At 69.3% G+C, this 15,503-nt stretch carries 11 protein-coding genes; 8 read left to right on the plus strand and 3 right to left on the minus strand.

Annotation, left to right across the window (positions count from 1 at the left end; all coding sequences use genetic code 11):
* Window positions 1-25: 25 nt before the first annotated feature.
* Window positions 26-586: a C40 family peptidase gene (locus ACPYIS_RS04110; protein WP_299020799.1), complete on the plus strand. Its 561-nt coding sequence runs from the start codon at window positions 26-28 to the stop codon at window positions 584-586.
* A 6-nt stretch (window positions 587-592) separates the two neighbouring features.
* On the opposite strand, the gene ACPYIS_RS04115 is transcribed toward ACPYIS_RS04110, so the two are convergent.
* Window positions 593-1,132 (minus strand): glutathione peroxidase, encoded by a 540-nt coding sequence (locus ACPYIS_RS04115; RefSeq protein WP_299020800.1) that lies wholly within the window; start codon window positions 1,130-1,132, stop codon window positions 593-595.
* Between the two features lie 175 nt (window positions 1,133-1,307).
* Window positions 1,308-4,076, minus strand: a complete 2,769-nt coding sequence (gene glnE, locus ACPYIS_RS04120) for a bifunctional [glutamate--ammonia ligase]-adenylyl-L-tyrosine phosphorylase/[glutamate--ammonia-ligase] adenylyltransferase (RefSeq protein WP_424895231.1) — start codon at window positions 4,074-4,076, stop codon at window positions 1,308-1,310.
* 23 nt (window positions 4,077-4,099) lie between these two features.
* Here glnE and ACPYIS_RS04125 point away from each other — a divergent pair, with 23 nt between their 5' ends.
* Window positions 4,100-8,236, plus strand: a complete 4,137-nt coding sequence (locus ACPYIS_RS04125) for a YhdP family protein (protein WP_425973898.1) — start codon at window positions 4,100-4,102, stop codon at window positions 8,234-8,236.
* Window positions 8,233-9,039, plus strand: coding sequence for a carbon-nitrogen hydrolase family protein (locus tag ACPYIS_RS04130; RefSeq protein ID WP_424859970.1), 807 nt, complete (start codon window positions 8,233-8,235; stop codon window positions 9,037-9,039). The genes ACPYIS_RS04125 and ACPYIS_RS04130 overlap by 4 nt, the downstream gene beginning before the upstream one ends.
* Window positions 9,040-9,055: 16 nt before the next feature.
* Here ACPYIS_RS04130 and ACPYIS_RS04135 read toward each other — a convergent pair whose 3' ends face one another.
* Window positions 9,056-9,247 carry a hypothetical protein gene (locus tag ACPYIS_RS04135; protein WP_299020805.1) on the minus strand — a complete coding sequence of 64 codons (192 nt, stop codon included), beginning with the start codon at window positions 9,245-9,247 and terminating at the stop codon, window positions 9,056-9,058.
* Here ACPYIS_RS04135 and ACPYIS_RS04140 point away from each other — a divergent pair.
* The 5 genes from ACPYIS_RS04140 (at window position 9,180) to ACPYIS_RS04160 (ending at window position 15,495) form a co-directional block, all read left to right on the plus strand.
* Window positions 9,180-10,541 carry an MltA domain-containing protein gene (locus ACPYIS_RS04140; protein WP_424859969.1) on the plus strand — a complete coding sequence of 454 codons (1,362 nt, stop codon included), beginning with the start codon at window positions 9,180-9,182 and terminating at the stop codon, window positions 10,539-10,541. The two genes, ACPYIS_RS04135 and ACPYIS_RS04140, sit on opposite strands and share 68 nt — an antisense overlap.
* Window positions 10,542-10,585: 44 nt before the next feature.
* Entirely contained in the window at window positions 10,586-11,647 is a 1,062-nt protein-coding gene (locus ACPYIS_RS04145) for a 6-phosphofructokinase (protein ID WP_424895230.1), read from the plus strand.
* A 234-nt stretch (window positions 11,648-11,881) separates the two neighbouring features.
* Complete coding sequence (locus ACPYIS_RS04150) at window positions 11,882-13,453, plus strand: ABC transporter substrate-binding protein (RefSeq protein ID WP_424859968.1); 1,572 nt, start codon at window positions 11,882-11,884, stop codon at window positions 13,451-13,453.
* 112 nt (window positions 13,454-13,565) lie between these two features.
* A complete protein-coding gene (locus ACPYIS_RS04155; protein WP_424859967.1) occupies window positions 13,566-14,546 on the plus strand; it encodes an ABC transporter permease in 981 nt (326 codons plus the stop codon).
* A 37-nt stretch (window positions 14,547-14,583) separates the two neighbouring features.
* Complete coding sequence (locus ACPYIS_RS04160) at window positions 14,584-15,495, plus strand: ABC transporter permease (RefSeq protein WP_299019657.1); 912 nt, start codon at window positions 14,584-14,586, stop codon at window positions 15,493-15,495.
* Window positions 15,496-15,503: the final 8 nt, after the last annotated feature.

Genomic DNA, 15,503 nt, shown 5'->3' on the forward strand with positions numbered 1-15,503 from the left:
TTCGGTTCTGGTACGATGCCGCGCCATGCGACGCATCGTCTTTGTCTGTCTGGCCGGGCTGTTGAGCCTGGCCGTCCATGCCGCTCCTCTCGGGGTCGAGGGTGCAGCAGAGGCCGCGCCAGCACGGGGAGCCATCGATGCGTGGATGGGCCAGCTGCACACCGTTGGTAGCGAGACGAGCGATGTCGCGGGCCGCTTGCTGGGCACGGCGCTGGGCTTGATCGGGGTGCCCTACCGTTTTGGCGGTGGATCTGCCGAGACGGGGTTTGACTGCAGCGGTTTCGTGCGCTACGTGTACGCCAACACGCTGGGCTTGTGGTTGCCGCGCCGTGCGGCCGAGCAGGCCGAAGTCACCACGCCGGTCACCAAGGACGAACTGCGCCCAGGGGATTTGGTGTTTTTCAACACCATGCGCCGCGCCTTCAGCCACGTGGGCGTGTATTTGGGCGATGGCAAATTTGTCCACGCACCCAGCAAGGGGGACAGCGTCAAGGTCAGCGACATGAACGACCGCTACTGGGCGCGCCGCTTCAACGGCGCGCGCCGGGTGGAAGCGCTTGAAAACGCGTCAGTAGGCGCACGCTGAGCCCCATCAAGGATTGACCAGCAGCCGCTCTATGTCACGTCGCAGGGTGTCGCTTTCCGGCGAAACCAGGCTGTTGTACGCCAGCACCGTGCGACCGTCGCGGCTGATCAGGTATTTGTAAAAGTTCCACTTCGGCGTGGTGCCGGTGCGCTCGACCAACTGTTTGAACAGCGGGTTGGCTTGCGGGCCGCGCACGCTGCTCTTGGCGAACATCGGGAACTGCACCCCGTAGGTGTTTTCGCAGAACTCGGCGATTTGTTGGTTGCTGCCCGGCTCCTGTTGCCCGAAGTCGTTGGACGGGAAACCGAGCACGACCAGTCCCCGGTTTCGGTAGCGGCGGTACAGCGCCTCCAAGCCCTTGTACTGGTCGGTGAAGCCGCAGTAGCTGGCGGTGTTGACGACCAGCACCACTTTGCCCGCGTACTGGCAAAGATCTTGCGGCTTTTCATCCTGCAGCCGGTCGAAGCGGTGCTGCAAGATGGCGGGGCAATCGGTTTTCGCAGCGGTGTTGGCCGCTTGGGCAGAGGCGTGGATAGGGGTGCTCATGGGCAGCAGGACCACGGCAGCCAGTGCCGCGAGGAGAGGATACCAGGGGGCCTTCACCGTGCGATTCTCGACGGATGAACATTGAACCGAGCCACCATCCTACGAGCGTCGCTCGTCGTCAGGGCGGGGCGGTGACAAGGCTGCGTTGGCACAGGGGGTATGCGGCGGCCCTGCCTCAGCCCGTGGTTTCGCCTAGGACCTGTGTCCATAGCCGCCGCACCGCCCGCGCCTCGTCGCGCACCGCATCGGGGTCGACCTGCGTGCTGGCGTCGTCCAAGCGGGCGCGGTGCTGCAGCTGGCGCAGGCGCCGGTAGGCGTCGGCGGCAGCCAACCCCACGCCCGTTGGCAGCAGCCCCGCGGATTCGGCCCGCTGCAACAACGCGATGTTGCCCGCGTTGTCGCGCAAGGCGGGGTGCTTGCGGCTGTGTGCCAACACCAGGTACTGCACGGCGAATTCGACATCGATCATGCCCCCGGGGCTGTGCTTGAGGTCGAAGCGCCCCGCGCGCACGGGGTGGGCGTCGTACAAGCGCTGGCGCATGGCACGGATTTCGGCCGCCAGCGCGGCGCGGTCGCGCTCGGCGGTGATGACGGCCTCGCGCACGGCGTCGAAGCGCACGCGCAGGTCAGGCGCGCCCACCACGAAGCGTGCGCGCGTCATGGCTTGGTGTTCCCAGGTCCACGCGGTGTTGCTGCCGCGGTTTTGCTGGTAATTCTCGAAAGCCGTGAAGCTGGTCACGAGCAGGCCCGAGTTGCCGTTGGGCCGCAAAGCGGTGTCGATTTCGAACAGGTCGCCCTCGCCGGTCTTGACGGTCAGCCAGTTGATCAGTTTGCGCACGAAGGCCGCGTACACCTCGGGCGCGCGCTCATCGTCGTCGTCATACACGAAGACGATGTCGAGGTCGCTGCCGTAGCCCAGTTCCTTGCCGCCCAGTTTGCCGTAGCCGATGATGGCGTGGCGTGGTTCGTCGCGGTGGCGGTTTTTCAGGCGCTGCCAGCACCAGCGGCCGGTGATGTCCAGCACCGCGTCGGCCAGCGCGCTCAAGTCGTCGGCCACCTGCTCCACCGTCAGCAGCCCCTCCACGTCGCGCGCCAGGGTGCGAAACACCTCGGCGTGGTGCGCGCGGCGCAGCAAGTCGAGCAGCGCCTCGTCGTCGTCTTCGCCGGTCTTGTGCAGGGCCCAGCGGCGCGCTTCCAGGTCGGCCATGAACGCCTGGGGGTCGAAGCGCGTGGCGTAGAGCTCGGCGCTGGCCAGTTCGTCGATGACGCCGGGGTGGCGCAGCAGGTAGCGGGCAGGCCAGCGCGCCGCACCCAACACGCGCAGCAGCCGCTCGTGTACCGCGGGCCGCTCTTGCAGCAGGGCCAGGTAGCTCTCGCGCCGCAGCAAGGGCTCGATCCAGTCCACCAAGCGCACGGCGGCCTCGACACTGACGCGCCCGTTGTCGATCCATGCCACGGTGCGCTGCAATAGCCGCACCAGCCGCTGTCGCGCCTCGTCGCGCAAGGCCAGCACGCGCGGGTGGTCGATCCACGGCTGCAAACGCTCGGCCAAGGCCGGGGGGCAGTCGGGTAGCAGGCTCGTGAGGTCGTCGGGCTCGGCGCGGGTGCCGTGGCACCCCTTGCCGGCGCACCCCCCGTTGCCGTGGCCGCCGAGCAGCGTGTCGAACTCGTGCGCCACCACCTCGCGGTGGGCATCGAGCGCGCTCAAAAACCCCGGCACTCCGTCAAAGCCCATGGTGTGGGCGATCCACAGCAAGTCGTCGTCGCGGGTGGGCAGGATGTGCGTCTGCTGATCGTCCAGGTATTGGATGCGGTGCTCCACGCGCCGCAAAAACTCATAAGCGTCGGCCAACTGGCGCGCCTTGTCGGCGGGCATCAGGCCCGCATCGGCCACGCGCTGCAGCGCTTGCAGTGTGGGACGCGTGCGCAGCTCGGGGAATTGCCCGCCGCGCACCACCTGCAGCAGTTGCACGATGAACTCGATTTCGCGGATGCCGCCACGCGAGAGCTTGACGTCGTGCGCGCGCTCGGGGTGGCCGGCCGCGCGCCGCACCGCGTGTTCGCGAATTTGCTGGTGCAGACGCCGCAGGGCGTCGAACACCGCGTAGTCCAGGTAGCGCCGAAAGACGAAGGGCAGCACCACCGGGCGCAGCCAGGCACCGCTGCCGTCGCGGCAGGCGCTGTCGGCCGGGGCGACGACGCGGCTTTTGAGCCAGGCGAAGCGCTCCCACTCGCGGCCGTGTGCCTGGAAGTAGTCCTCCAACGCGCCCAGGGGTACCGCCGGCGGGCCCGAGTTGCCGTTGGGGCGCAGCGCCAGATCGACGCGAAACGCCTGCCCATGCTCGGTCACCTCGCTGATGAGCGCCTGCATGCGCTTGACCAGCTTGGCGAAATATTCGTGGTTGGTGATGCGCTGGCGCCCCTGGGCATCGCCGCGCGTCTCGCCGTCGGTCTCGTAGACGTAGATGAGGTCGATGTCGCTGGAGACGTTAAGCTCGCGCGCGCCCAGCTTGCCCATGCCGACGATCCACCAGCCGCAGCGCCCAGGCTCGGCCTGCAAATCGGGGGGCAGCGGCGTGCCCGCCCGCTGGGGGCCGGCCTGCGGGGGGCCGTGGATGGCGTCGAGTTCGGCGCGTGCGGCGCGCGCGGCTTCATCGAGCACCAGTTCGGCCAGCGCGGTCATGGCGTGTGTGATGGCCGACAATGGCGCGCCTTGTTCACAGTCGAGTACCGCCAATCGCTCCAGCGTCAGGTGGCGCACGATGCGCAGGGCCGCCGGCACGTCGTGGCCGTGTGCACGCAGCGTTTGCCAAGTTTGGCGCAACGAAGCAGCGTCAGGCACACCCGGCGGCAACCAGTGGCGTTCGGTCTCGTAGCGGCGCCGGATGCGTTGCACGAACCGGCTGTGGTCGGCGTTGGGCGAACCAACGCAAGCGCTCGACATCATAATTTCGTGTGACTGCACCGATGGCCTCCTCTCCCGCGTCTCGCCGCCTGCGCCTGTGGGCACGGGCGACGCAGCTCCTCTTCGCAGGGGTGGTGGCCGTTTGGTTGTTGCTCGGGGTGGCGTGGGGGGCTCTCCAGTTCTGGATTGTGCCGCGGGCCGAGGCATGGCGTCCGGCGCTGGAGGCGGTGGCCACACGCGCCCTGGGGGTGCGGGTGACGGTGGGGGCGATCGAGGCAGCTGCCACTGGGCCGGTGCCAGGGTTGACGCTGCGCGACGTGCGGCTGCATGATGCCCAAGGCCATGAGGCGCTGCACCTGCCGCGGGTGCAAGCGGCGCTGTCGGTGGCGTCGCTGTGGCGCGTGGGATTCGAGCAGCTCGCCATCGAGGGGGCGGTGCTCGAGGTGCGGCGACTCGCAGATGGCCGATTGCAGGTCGCGGGACTGGACGTCAACGCCACCCCCGGCGACAGCCGGGCGGCCGACTGGTTTTTCGGGCAGCGCGAGTTTGCGCTGCGCGGCGGACGCGTGCGCTGGGTCGATGAGCAGCGCCCAGATGCCCCGCCCCTGGTGCTCGAGCAGGTGGATATCGTCGTGCGCAATCCCGGCTGGCGGCACGAATTTCGGCTCGACGCCACGCCGCCACCCGAGTGGGGCGAGCGCTTCAGTGTGCGGGGGCGCTTCAGCCGCCCGCTGTGGCAGACCCACCCTGGGCGCTGGCGCGACTGGTCGGGCGAGGCGTACCTCGAGGCGCCGCGGCTGGACCTGCAGCGGCTGGGGCAGTACGTGGATACCGCGGCGCTGTGGGGCGTGCGCGCGGGGCGGGCCACGGGGGCCTTGCGGCTGTGGGCCGACGTGCAGCGCGGCCAATGGCGCGCGGCCGTCGCGGACGTGCAGTGGAGCGACGTGCAGATTGCCTGGGCGCGCACAGCGGAAACCAACATCGAGCCGCTGGCCGTGGCCCACCTGGGCGGGCGGCTCGGGGTGCAGCGCGATGGCGACACGATGGTCTGGACCACGCAGGGCCTGACCATCACCACCGCCGACGGTGCCGAATGGCCACGTGGCGATGTGCGCTTCGAGCTGGCGCAGGCGGGCGATGGCGCGCTGCGCCGCTGGATGCTGACGTCGGACCGACTGGATTTGGGAGTGCTGCAACGGCTCGCGCGCGTGCTGCCGCTGGGCGACGCGGTCAACCGTTGGGCCTTGGCCACGCAGCCCGCGGGCATCGCCGAAGGGCTCGTGGTGCGCTGGTCGGCCGCGGAGCGCCCGGGCGCGCCCGAGCGCTGGTCGGCGCGCGGGCGGGTGCAGGGGCTGGCCTTGCGCCCTGGCGCAGCGGCGGCCGTGGTACCGGGCGACAACGCCAACAAGGCGCCCGCCTACGGGCGTCCGGGGGTCGAGGGCGTGGACGCCGAATTTGCCTTCGACGAGCGCGGCGGCCGCGCCAGCGTGGCGCTGCGGCGCGGGGCGCTGACGTTCCCTGGTGTTTTCGAGGAACCGCGTCTGGCGTTCGACGAGCTGAACGCGCAGCTGCGCTGGACGCTCGACGGCCCGGACATCGCCCTCGACGTCGAGCAACTGAGCTTTGCCAACGCCGACGCGGCGGGCAGCGGCCGCCTGCGCTGGCGCACCGCCGACCCGGCGCGCAGCGCGGCGCGCGATCGCTTTCCCGGGCTGCTGCAGCTCGACCTGCGGCTCACGCGCGCCGACGGCACGCGCGTGGTGCGTTATCTGCCGCTGAACGTGGGGGCCGATACACGGCAGTATCTGCGTGCGGCGATCCGGGCTGGGCGGGTGGCCCAGGCGACGTTTCGCGTCGATGGCGATCTGTGGGACTTTCCATTCGCCGCCGCGCGCCAAGGCACGTTCGAGGTGCGCGCGCAGCTGCAGGACGTGGTGCTCGACTACGCGCCGCCGTCGCTGCTGCCCGCGGGCAGCGCGCCGTGGCCCGCGCTGGCAGCGCTCGACGCCGAGTTGCGCATCGATGGCCATCGCTTGCAGGTGGCCCGCGCCAGCGGCGGCGTGCTTGGCCAGCCCGCGCTGCGCGTGGTGCAGGCCGACGCGGTGATCGCCGACTACATGGCCGATGCCCCGCTGCTGCAAGTCGATGGCCTCATCCGTGGCCCGGCCGCGGAGGCGCTGCGCTTCGTCGCCGCGTCCCCGCTGCGCGCCATGACCGACGGGGCGCTCGACGAGGTGCGCGCCGACGGCACCGTCGAGGTGCCGTTGCAGCTGCGCATCCCGCTGGACGACACCGACCGCACGCAAGTGCGCGGACAGGTGCGGCTGGCGGGCAACGACGTGCAATGGGGGCCGGATCTGCCTGCATTGCAGGGTGTGCGGGCGGTCATCGACTTCACCGATCAGGGGTTCGACCTCTCGTCGGCGAGCGCCCGTGCGCTCGGGGGTGAGCTGCGCTTTGCCGGTGGCATGACGCGCCGCGACGGCGCGGCCGTGATCCGCCTGCAGGGCCAGGGCAGCGCCAGCGCCGTCGGCCTGCAGTCGGCGCCTGCGTGGGGTTGGGCGCGCTGGCTGGGGCAGTACGCGCAGGGCGCGACACGCTACACGCTCGGGCTGGCTTTCGGCCCCAACGGGATGGATCTGCAGGTGGACACCGACCTGCGCGGCATGGCCCTGGCGCTGCCCGCGCCGCTGGCCAAGCCGGCGGAATCGGCCTGGCGCGTCGCGCTGGCGATCCAGGCGCAACCCCGCCCTGAGCCCGGCGCGGCGTCCACCCGCGATCGGCTGCGCCTGAGTATCGAGCCCGCAGCCGATGGGGTGCCGCTGCGCGCCGAGTATGAGCGCGAGCATCGAGGCGACGTCACCACGGTGCGCCGCGGGCGGCTGGCCCTGGGGGCCGAGTGGCCCGATTGGCCGGTGTCGGGGGTGGCGGGCGTCGTGCGCCTGCGCGCGCTGGACGCCGATGCGTGGGCGGCGGCGCTGGAGCCGGCCGCGCCAGTGGCGGCTGGCGCGCGCAGCGCCGCCGTTGGCTGGCGCGACGGTACCGCCTATTGGCCAACCCAGTTTGGCATCACGCTGGATCGGCTGGTGCTGGGGGGGCGGCCGTTCGACGCCCTGGTGGCCGGCGGCACGCGTGCGGGCGACGCCTGGCGTTTGTCGGTGGTGGCGCGCCAATTCAACGGTTATCTGGAGTACGACGGCGGCACGCAGGAGCGGCTGATGGCACGGCTGGCGCGGCTGCAGCTGCCGCCCAGCGCAGCGGACGACGTCGAGCGACTGGCTGGTCAGCCGCGTTCGATGCCGGCGTTGGACGTGGTGGTGGACGATTTTGAACTGGCCGGGCGTCGCCTGGGGCGGTTGGAGCTGCAGGCCGTCAATCGCGATGCCACGCAGGGTGGCGTCGCGGCGCGCGAGTGGCGGCTGCAGACGCTGCGCCTGAGCGTGCCCGAAGCGCGCCTGAGCGCCACTGGCAATTGGGCACCCACCGCAGCGGCGCTGACGGCCCCCGGACAGGCGGCCAGCGCGCGCCGCACGGCGCTGCAGGTACGGCTCGACATCGACGATGCGGGCGCGCTGTTGGATCGCTTCGGTTTTGCGGGCACGCTGCGCGGCGGACGGGGCCGGCTGGAGGGCTCGATCGGCTGGCTAGGCGCGCCGCTGGCGCTACACTTGCCCAGCCTGTCCGGCGAGCTCGCGCTCGACGTGCAGCGGGGGCAATTCCTCAAGGCCGACCCCGGCATTGCCAAGCTGCTGGGGGTGCTGAGCCTGCAGTCGCTGCCGCGGAGACTGACACTGGATTTTCGCGACGTCTTCAGCGAGGGGTTTGCGTTCGACTTCGTGCGCGGCCATGCCCGCATCGAGGGCGGCGTGGCCAGCACCAACAATTTGCAAATGAAGGGAGTCAGCGCCGCCGTGCTCATCGAAGGCCGCGCTGACCTGGTGCGCGAGACGCAGGACCTCACCGTCGTCGTCGTGCCGGAACTCAACGCCGGTACGGCGTCGCTGGTGGCCGCAGCGATCAACCCGGTCACCGGGCTGGGGACGTTCCTTGCGCAGTGGCTGCTGCGCGAGCCGCTGCAAGCGGCGGCCACGCAAACGTTTCGCATCACGGGCACCTGGGCCGACCCCCAGGTGGAGCGCATTGCGCGTACGATACCCGTTGCCAACCCGACCGATGCCAACCCGGAGCCAAACCGATGAAAGTCGCCGCCATTCAAATGGTCTCCGGCGTCAGCCTGGAGCACAACCTGACGCAGGCGCACGAACTGCTCGACCAAGCCCGCCACGCGGGTGCCGAGCTGGCCGTGTTGCCAGAGTACTTCGGCTTCATGGGCGCGCGCGACGCCGACAAACTGTTGCTGGCCGAGCCGCCGGGCCTGGGCAAGATGCAGGATTTTTTGTCCGACGCCGCGCGCGAGCTGGGGCTGTGGATCGTGGGCGGCACGGTGCCGCTGGCCACTGACGATCCGCAGCACGCGGCCAACGCGTCGCTCGCGTTCGACCCGCACGGGCGCTGCGTGGCACGCTACGACAAGATTCACCTGTTTCGCTTTCACGACGGGCAGCAGGGCTACGACGAAGCGGCCGTGCTGCAAGCTGGGGAGCGGCCGGTGGCGTTCACCCTGCGCGACCGGTCCGGCACCGACTGGCGCGTGGGCTTGAGCGTGTGTTACGACTTGCGCTTTCCCGAGTTGTATCGATTGTTGGCGGCGGACGTGCTGGTGGTGCCGGCCGCGTTTACCCATGTGACGGGACAAGCGCACTGGGAGGTGCTGCTGCGCGCGCGCGCCATCGAAAACCAGGCCTACGTGATCGCCAGCGCCCAAGGGGGCCGCCACGAAAACGGCCGCCAGACGTGGGGCCAGAGCATGATCGTCGACCCCTGGGGGGTGGTACTGGCGCAGCAGGCCACGGGGCCTGGGGTGGTGGTGGCCGAGCTCGAACGCGAGCGGCTGCTCGACGTGAGGCGCCGGCTGCCGGCGCTGAGCCACCGGCGCCTGTGAGCCGTGGTGGGCGCGCTTACTCGTGCGGGGACGGGGGCGGGGGTGGTGGCCGAGACCCGGGCGCGCGCTCAGGCGCCGGGGGTGCCGCATCCGGTGCGGGCGCGGCCTCGGGCGGCTCGCCCCGCTTGCGGCCCGCGAACATGGTCCACCAGACGATGAAGATGAACAACAACAGGGCGCCTAGCGCTTCGAGCAGCAACAGGGTCATGACGGCAACGGGTAAGAGAATCGGTCGGGCGGTGCGGCGGGTGGCTGGCTGGGGGGCGGTCATCGTCGTGGGCGCCATGGCGGGCTGTGGCAGCGTACCCGTCGCGGTCACCGATGCGTCGCCGCCCGCGCCCACGCTCCCCGCAGTGGAGCCGGCAGCCCCTCTGCAGGTTCCCCAACCGCCCGCGGTTGCCCTGCCTGTCCCGGTGGATGGCGAGGGACCGGCCGTGCTCACCCCCCTCGACGCGGCGTGGCAGGCGGCCGATGCGAGGCCGCTGCCGCCCCCCGTGCGGCGCGGGGCCGCGCTGTGGCAGCCGGTGCGCTGGAGCGAACTGCCCGGCTGGGGACGGGACGCCCTGCACGAGGCATGGAACGCCTGGCTGCGCAGCTGCGAGCGACCCGCCCCGCCGTGGGGCCCCATCTGCGCCGAGATGCGGCGCCTGACGCTGGGCGACGAGGCCGAGCGCCATGCCTGGATCATGCAGCGCCTGCAGCCCTACCGCGTGCTGGCGCCGGACGGGGCCAACCGGCCCGGCTTGCTGACCGGCTACTACGAGCCCGAGCTGCTGGCCAGCCGGGTGGCGCACGGACCCTACCGCGTCCCGCTCTACGCACCGCCGGCCGCGCTGGCCAGTGCCGCCGGGCGGCCGTGGTACACGCGGCAGCAAATCGACAGCGATCCGCAGGTGCAGCAGCTGTTGCAGGGCCAGGTGCTGGCCTGGCTGGCCGACCCGCTCGATGCGCTGCTGCTGCAAATCCAGGGTTCGGGGCGGCTGCGCATCCTCGAGCCCGACGGGCGCATTTCGCTCGTGCGGCTGGCGTTTGCCGCGCACAACGGGCACCCGTACCAGAGCGTCGGTCGCTGGCTGCTGGAGCGGCGCGAGATCCGCGATGGCACCTGGGAAGCCATCCGCGCGTGGGCCGCGGCCAACCCGCAGCGCCTCGACGAGCTGCTGTGGGTCAACCCGCGCGTCGTCTTCTTTCGTGAAGAGCCGCTGAGCGCGCTCGACACCCAGTTCGGCCCTCGCGGGGCGCAGGGCGTGGCGCTCACCCCGGGCCGCTCGGTCGCGGTCGATCGCGATGCGATTCCCTACGGCACCCCGTTGTGGCTGGCTTCCAGCGGGTCCGTGGCGCGGCTGCAGCGGCTGGTGCTGGCGCAGGACACAGGCAGCGCCATCGTGGGTGCCGTGCGCGCCGATTTTTTCGTCGGCTGGGGCGATGCCGCCTATCCGCTGGCGGCGGGCCTGAAGCAACCGCTGCAACTGTGGGCTTTGTGGCCGCGCGCGCAACGCTGAGTCCGACCCCTTCCCAACGATCCAGGAGTGAGCTGTTCATGACGATGCGTATCGGAATCCTGACCGGCGGCGGTGACTGCCCCGGCCTCAACGCCGTCATTCGCGCGGTGGCCAAATCGCTGTTGCGCCAGTGTGGCGCGCAGGTCATCGGTATCGAAGACGGTTTTGGCGGCCTGATGGCCGACACGCCGCGCGTGCGCGAGCTGACCTGGGAGTCGGTCAGCGGCATCTTGATGCGGGGCGGCACCATTTTGGGCACCAGCAACCGTGCCAACCCGCTGCGCAGCGAGGCCGACACCGAACGCGTGCTGGCCCACGCGCGCGCCCTGGGGCTGCAGGCGCTGGTGGTGATCGGCGGCGACGGCAGCATGGCCATCGCGCACGGTCTGGCGCAGCGTGGCTTGCCCATCGTGGGCGTGCCCAAGACGATCGACAACGACATCGTGGGCTGCGAGCGCAGTTTTGGGTTCGACACTGCGGTGGCCACGGTGACCGAGGCGATCGAGCGGCTGCAGACCACCGCGCAGAGCCACAGCCGGGTGATGATCGTCGAGACCATGGGCCGCTACGCAGGCTGGATCGCGCTGGAGGCGGGGCTGGCCGGCGCGGCGGACGTGATCCTGCTGCCCGAGATCGATTTCGACCTCGATGCGGTGGCAGCCGTCTGCCGCGCGCGCGAGCGGCGCCAGCGCTACACCATTATCTGCATCGGTGAGGGCGCCAAACCCCGGGGGGGTGAGCGCACCGTGCAGCAGCGCATCGCCGACAGCCCCGACCCAATCCGCCTGGGCGGCGTGGCGCACGTGCTGCGCGAGCAGCTGCAGCCGCGGCTCGATTCGGAGGTGCGCGCCACCGTGCTCGGCCACGTGCAGCGGGGCGGCTCGCCCACGCCGTTCGACCGTGTGCTGGCCACCCAGTTCGGCAACGAGGCGGCGCAGCTCATTATGCAGGGCCAATACAACCGCATGGTCACGCTGCACGGTGGGCGGCTGGGGCATGTCGCACTGGCCGACGTGGTGCATGGCACACGCACGGTGCCACTGGACCATCCTTTGCTGCGCGCCGCGCGCCAGATCGGGGTCTCGTTGGGCGATACCCTGGCCTGAGCGATGCTGCCCGTGGGCGCAAAAACGCACCGCGCGCCACCACGGGATATGTCGGTCCGCGTCGTGGATGCAGTGCGCGCGCCGGCGGTATGCGGAGTGCCACGAAAGTGTCGCCAAACCGACATCGGGTGTCTGGGTGGGGCCCGACGGCCAGGTTTACGGGTAAACCCGGGCCAGGAGGCTGGCACGACTCGTGCATAGTTACGGCACGTTCAACTTTTGCAAGGTTTCGCAATGAAACGAACACTCATCGCGTTCGGGGCGGCGCTCGTCCTGGGGATGCCGCTGGTGCATGCCAAGCCGTTCAAGTGGTCCAGCGCGGGCGAGATCGCCACCTGGGATATCCACTCGCAGAACAACGCGCTGCAAAACGGCATCCACGCCGCCGTTTACGAGTCGCTGGTCTACTACAACAGCAAGACGTTCAAGGTCGAGCCGGTGCTGGCCGAGTCGTGGCGCGAGATCAGCCCCACGCAGGTGCGTTTTTCCCTGCGCAAGGGCGTCAAGTTTCACGACGGCTCGCCGCTGACCGCGGATGACGTTGTGTTTTCCATTCAGCGCGCGATGGCCAAGACGTCGAACTTCGCCATCTACACCCAAGGCATCGACAAGGTGGTCAAAGTCGATGCGAACACGGTGGACATCATCCTCAAGGGCCCCAACCCGGTGCTGCTCAACCAGCTCACCGAGCTGCGCATCATGAGCAAAGCCTGGGCCGAGAAAAACCGCGCCACCGAGCCGCGCGACATCAAAGGCAACGAAGAGACGTTCGCGCACCGCAACGCCATGGGCACCGGCCCCTACATCTTGAAAGAGTGGGTGCCAGATCAGCGCATGGTGCTCGAGCGCAACCCCAACTATTGGGGCAAACTCGACACCAATGTGACCCAGATCGTCTATAACCCCATCAAGTCCGACGCCACGCGCATGGCTGCGCTGCTGTCGGGTGAGGTGGACTTCGTGCTCGACCCCACGCCGCAAGACCTGCCGCGCCTGCGCAACAACGCCAACCTCAAGGTCATCGATGGCGTGGAAAACCGCACCATCTTCTTCGGCATGGACCAGCACCGCGACGAGCTGCCGGGCAGCAACGTCAAGGGCAAAAACCCGCTGAAGGACGTGCGCGTGCGCAAGGCGCTGTACCAAGCCATCGACATCGACACCATCCACCGCGTGACCATGCGGGGCTTGAGCCAGCCCACCGGCGCGCTGGTGGCGCCGCAGGTGGCGGGCTGGAGCGAGTCGGTGCACAAGCGCTATCCCTACGACGTCGAAGCGGCCAAGCGGCTGCTGGCCGAGGCGGGCTACAAAGACGGCTTCGAAGTCGATTTCGCCTGCCCCAACAACCGCTACATCAACGACGAACAGATCTGTCAGGCGGTGGCCTCGATGTGGGCCAAGATCGGCGTCAAGGCCAAGCTGCGCACGCTGCCGCTGGTGACGTACTTCCCGATGATCCAGCGCTATGAGGCCAGCATCTACATGTTGGGTTGGGGCGTGCCGACGTTCGATGCGCTCTACACCCTGCAGTCGCTGCTGCGCACGCCGGGCCCGGGCGGCGACGGCAACTACAACGTCGGCCGCTACAGCAACCCCAAAATGGACGCGATCATCGACCGCGCCAAGACCGAGACCGATCCCTACATCCGCCCGCGTCTGCTGACCGAGGCGCTGCAACTGCAAAACGACGACGTGGCGCACATCCCGCTGCACAACCAGATCATCCCCTGGGCGATGAAAAAGTCGATCGACGTGGTGCATCGCGCCGACAACCGCATCGACTGGCGCGTGCTCAAGGTCAACTGATCACCCGCTGCGCAATCGGTGGCCGCGCTGCCAGTGGCGGGTGGCCCCGGGTGCGCAATCCGCTCTGTGAAGTCGCGGGGGCCCGTCGGCGGGCCTCCGCTGGAGTGCTTTCATGCTTGCCTTCATTTTGCGACGTCTGGCGCAGGCGGCGCTGGTCATGTTGGCCGTGGCCTTCGTGGCCTTCATGCTGTTTCAGTACGTGGGCGACCCGGTGCTACAGGTGCTGGGGCAGGACGCCACGCCAGAGCAGGTGGCCGCCGTGCGCGCCGAGTTGGGGCTCGATCAGCCCTTTTTCGTGCAGTTTTGGCAGTTCGTGCTCAACGCACTGCAGGGTAATTTCGGCATGAGCATCCACCAGGGGGTGCCGGTGGCGAGTCTGATCGCCGAGCGCTTTCCGGCCACGCTGGAGCTGGCGCTGGTGGCGGCCGTGCTGGCCCTGGCGGTCGGCATCCCGATGGGGGTGTATGCCGCGCTGCGGCGCGGCACGTGGCTCGCTCAGGTGTTCATGACCTTTTCGCTGCTGGGGGTGTCGCTGCCCACGTTCCTGATCGGCATCGTGTTGATCCTGATTTTTTCGGTGCAATTGGGCTGGCTGCCCAGCTTCGGGCGCGGCGAGGTGACCGACCTGGGGGGCTGGACCACGGGTCTGCTGTCGCCCAAGGGCTGGCGCCACCTGGTGCTGCCTGCGGTGACGCTGGCGATCTTCCAGCTCACCCTCATCATGCGCCTGGTGCGTGCCGAGATGCTGGAGGTGCTGCGCACCGATTACATCAAGTTCGCGCGCGCGCGTGGTCTGAGCGACCGGGCGGTGCACTTCGGCCACGCGCTCAAGAACACGCTGGTGCCGGTGATGACGATCACGGGCTTGCAGCTCGGGGGGCTGATCGCGTTCGCCATCATCACCGAGACGGTGTTTCAATGGCCGGGCATGGGGCTGCTGTTCATTCAGGCCGTCACGTTTGCCGACATTCCCGTGATGGCGGCCTACCTGTGTTTGATCGCGTTCATCTTCGTGGTCATCAACCTCATCGTCGATCTGCTGTATTTCGCCGTCGATCCGCGCCTGCGCGTCGACCGCGCCGGTGGTCACTGACGGCGCCGGGCGATCGCTGAAACGAAAGGAACCCCTCATGAAAACATGGTGGATGCGCTGGTGGGACAGCGACATCGGCTACAGCTTTCGCACGTCGCCCGCGGCCATCGTGGCGGCGCTGATCGCGCTCGTGTGCGGGCTGTCGGCCTTGTTCGCGCCCTGGGTGGCGCCGCACAACCCGTTCGATCTGGCCAGTCTGGAGCTGAGCAATGCCCGGCTGCCGCCGGTGTGGTACGCCGAAGGCCAATGGGCCTTTCCGCTCGGCACCGACGACCAGGGCCGTGACATCCTGTCGGCGCTCATCTACGGCGCGCGCATTTCGCTGTTCGTCGGGCTGGCGTCGGTGCTGCTGTCGGTGCTGTTGGGTGTGACGCTGGGGTTGCTGGCTGGCTTTTTGGGCGGCTGGGTGGACGCCGTGCTGATGCGCCTGTGCGACGTGATGCTGTCGTTTCCGGCGATCCTGATCGCGCTGCTGATTGCGGGTGTCGGGCGGGCGCTGTTTCCCAACGCGCACGAGACGTTGGCCTTCGGCGTGCTCATCTTGTCCATTACGCTCACCGGCTGGGTGCAGTACGCACGCACGGTGCGCGGCTCCACGCTGGTGGAGCGGCAAAAGGAGTACGTGCAAGCCGCGCGCGTGATCGGCGTGGCGCCGCTGCGCATCATGCGCCGCCACGTGCTGCCCAATGTGCTCGGGCCGGTACTGGTGCTGGCCACCATCCAGGTGGCCACCGCCATCATCACCGAGGCGACGCTGAGCTTTTTGGGCGTGGGGGCGCCACCCACGTCGCCGTCGCTGGGCACCCTCATTCGCATCGGCAATGACTATCTGTTCTCGGGTGAGTGGTGGATCACCATCTTCCCCGGCGTGATGCTGGTGCTCATTGCGCTGTCGGTCAACCTGCTGGGCGACTGGCTGCGCGACGCCCTCAACCCGCGCCTGCGCTGAAACCGGCG

This window comes from Tepidimonas sp. HKU78, assembly GCF_049860815.1.
Classification (GTDB): Bacteria; Pseudomonadota; Gammaproteobacteria; order Burkholderiales; family Burkholderiaceae_C; genus Tepidimonas.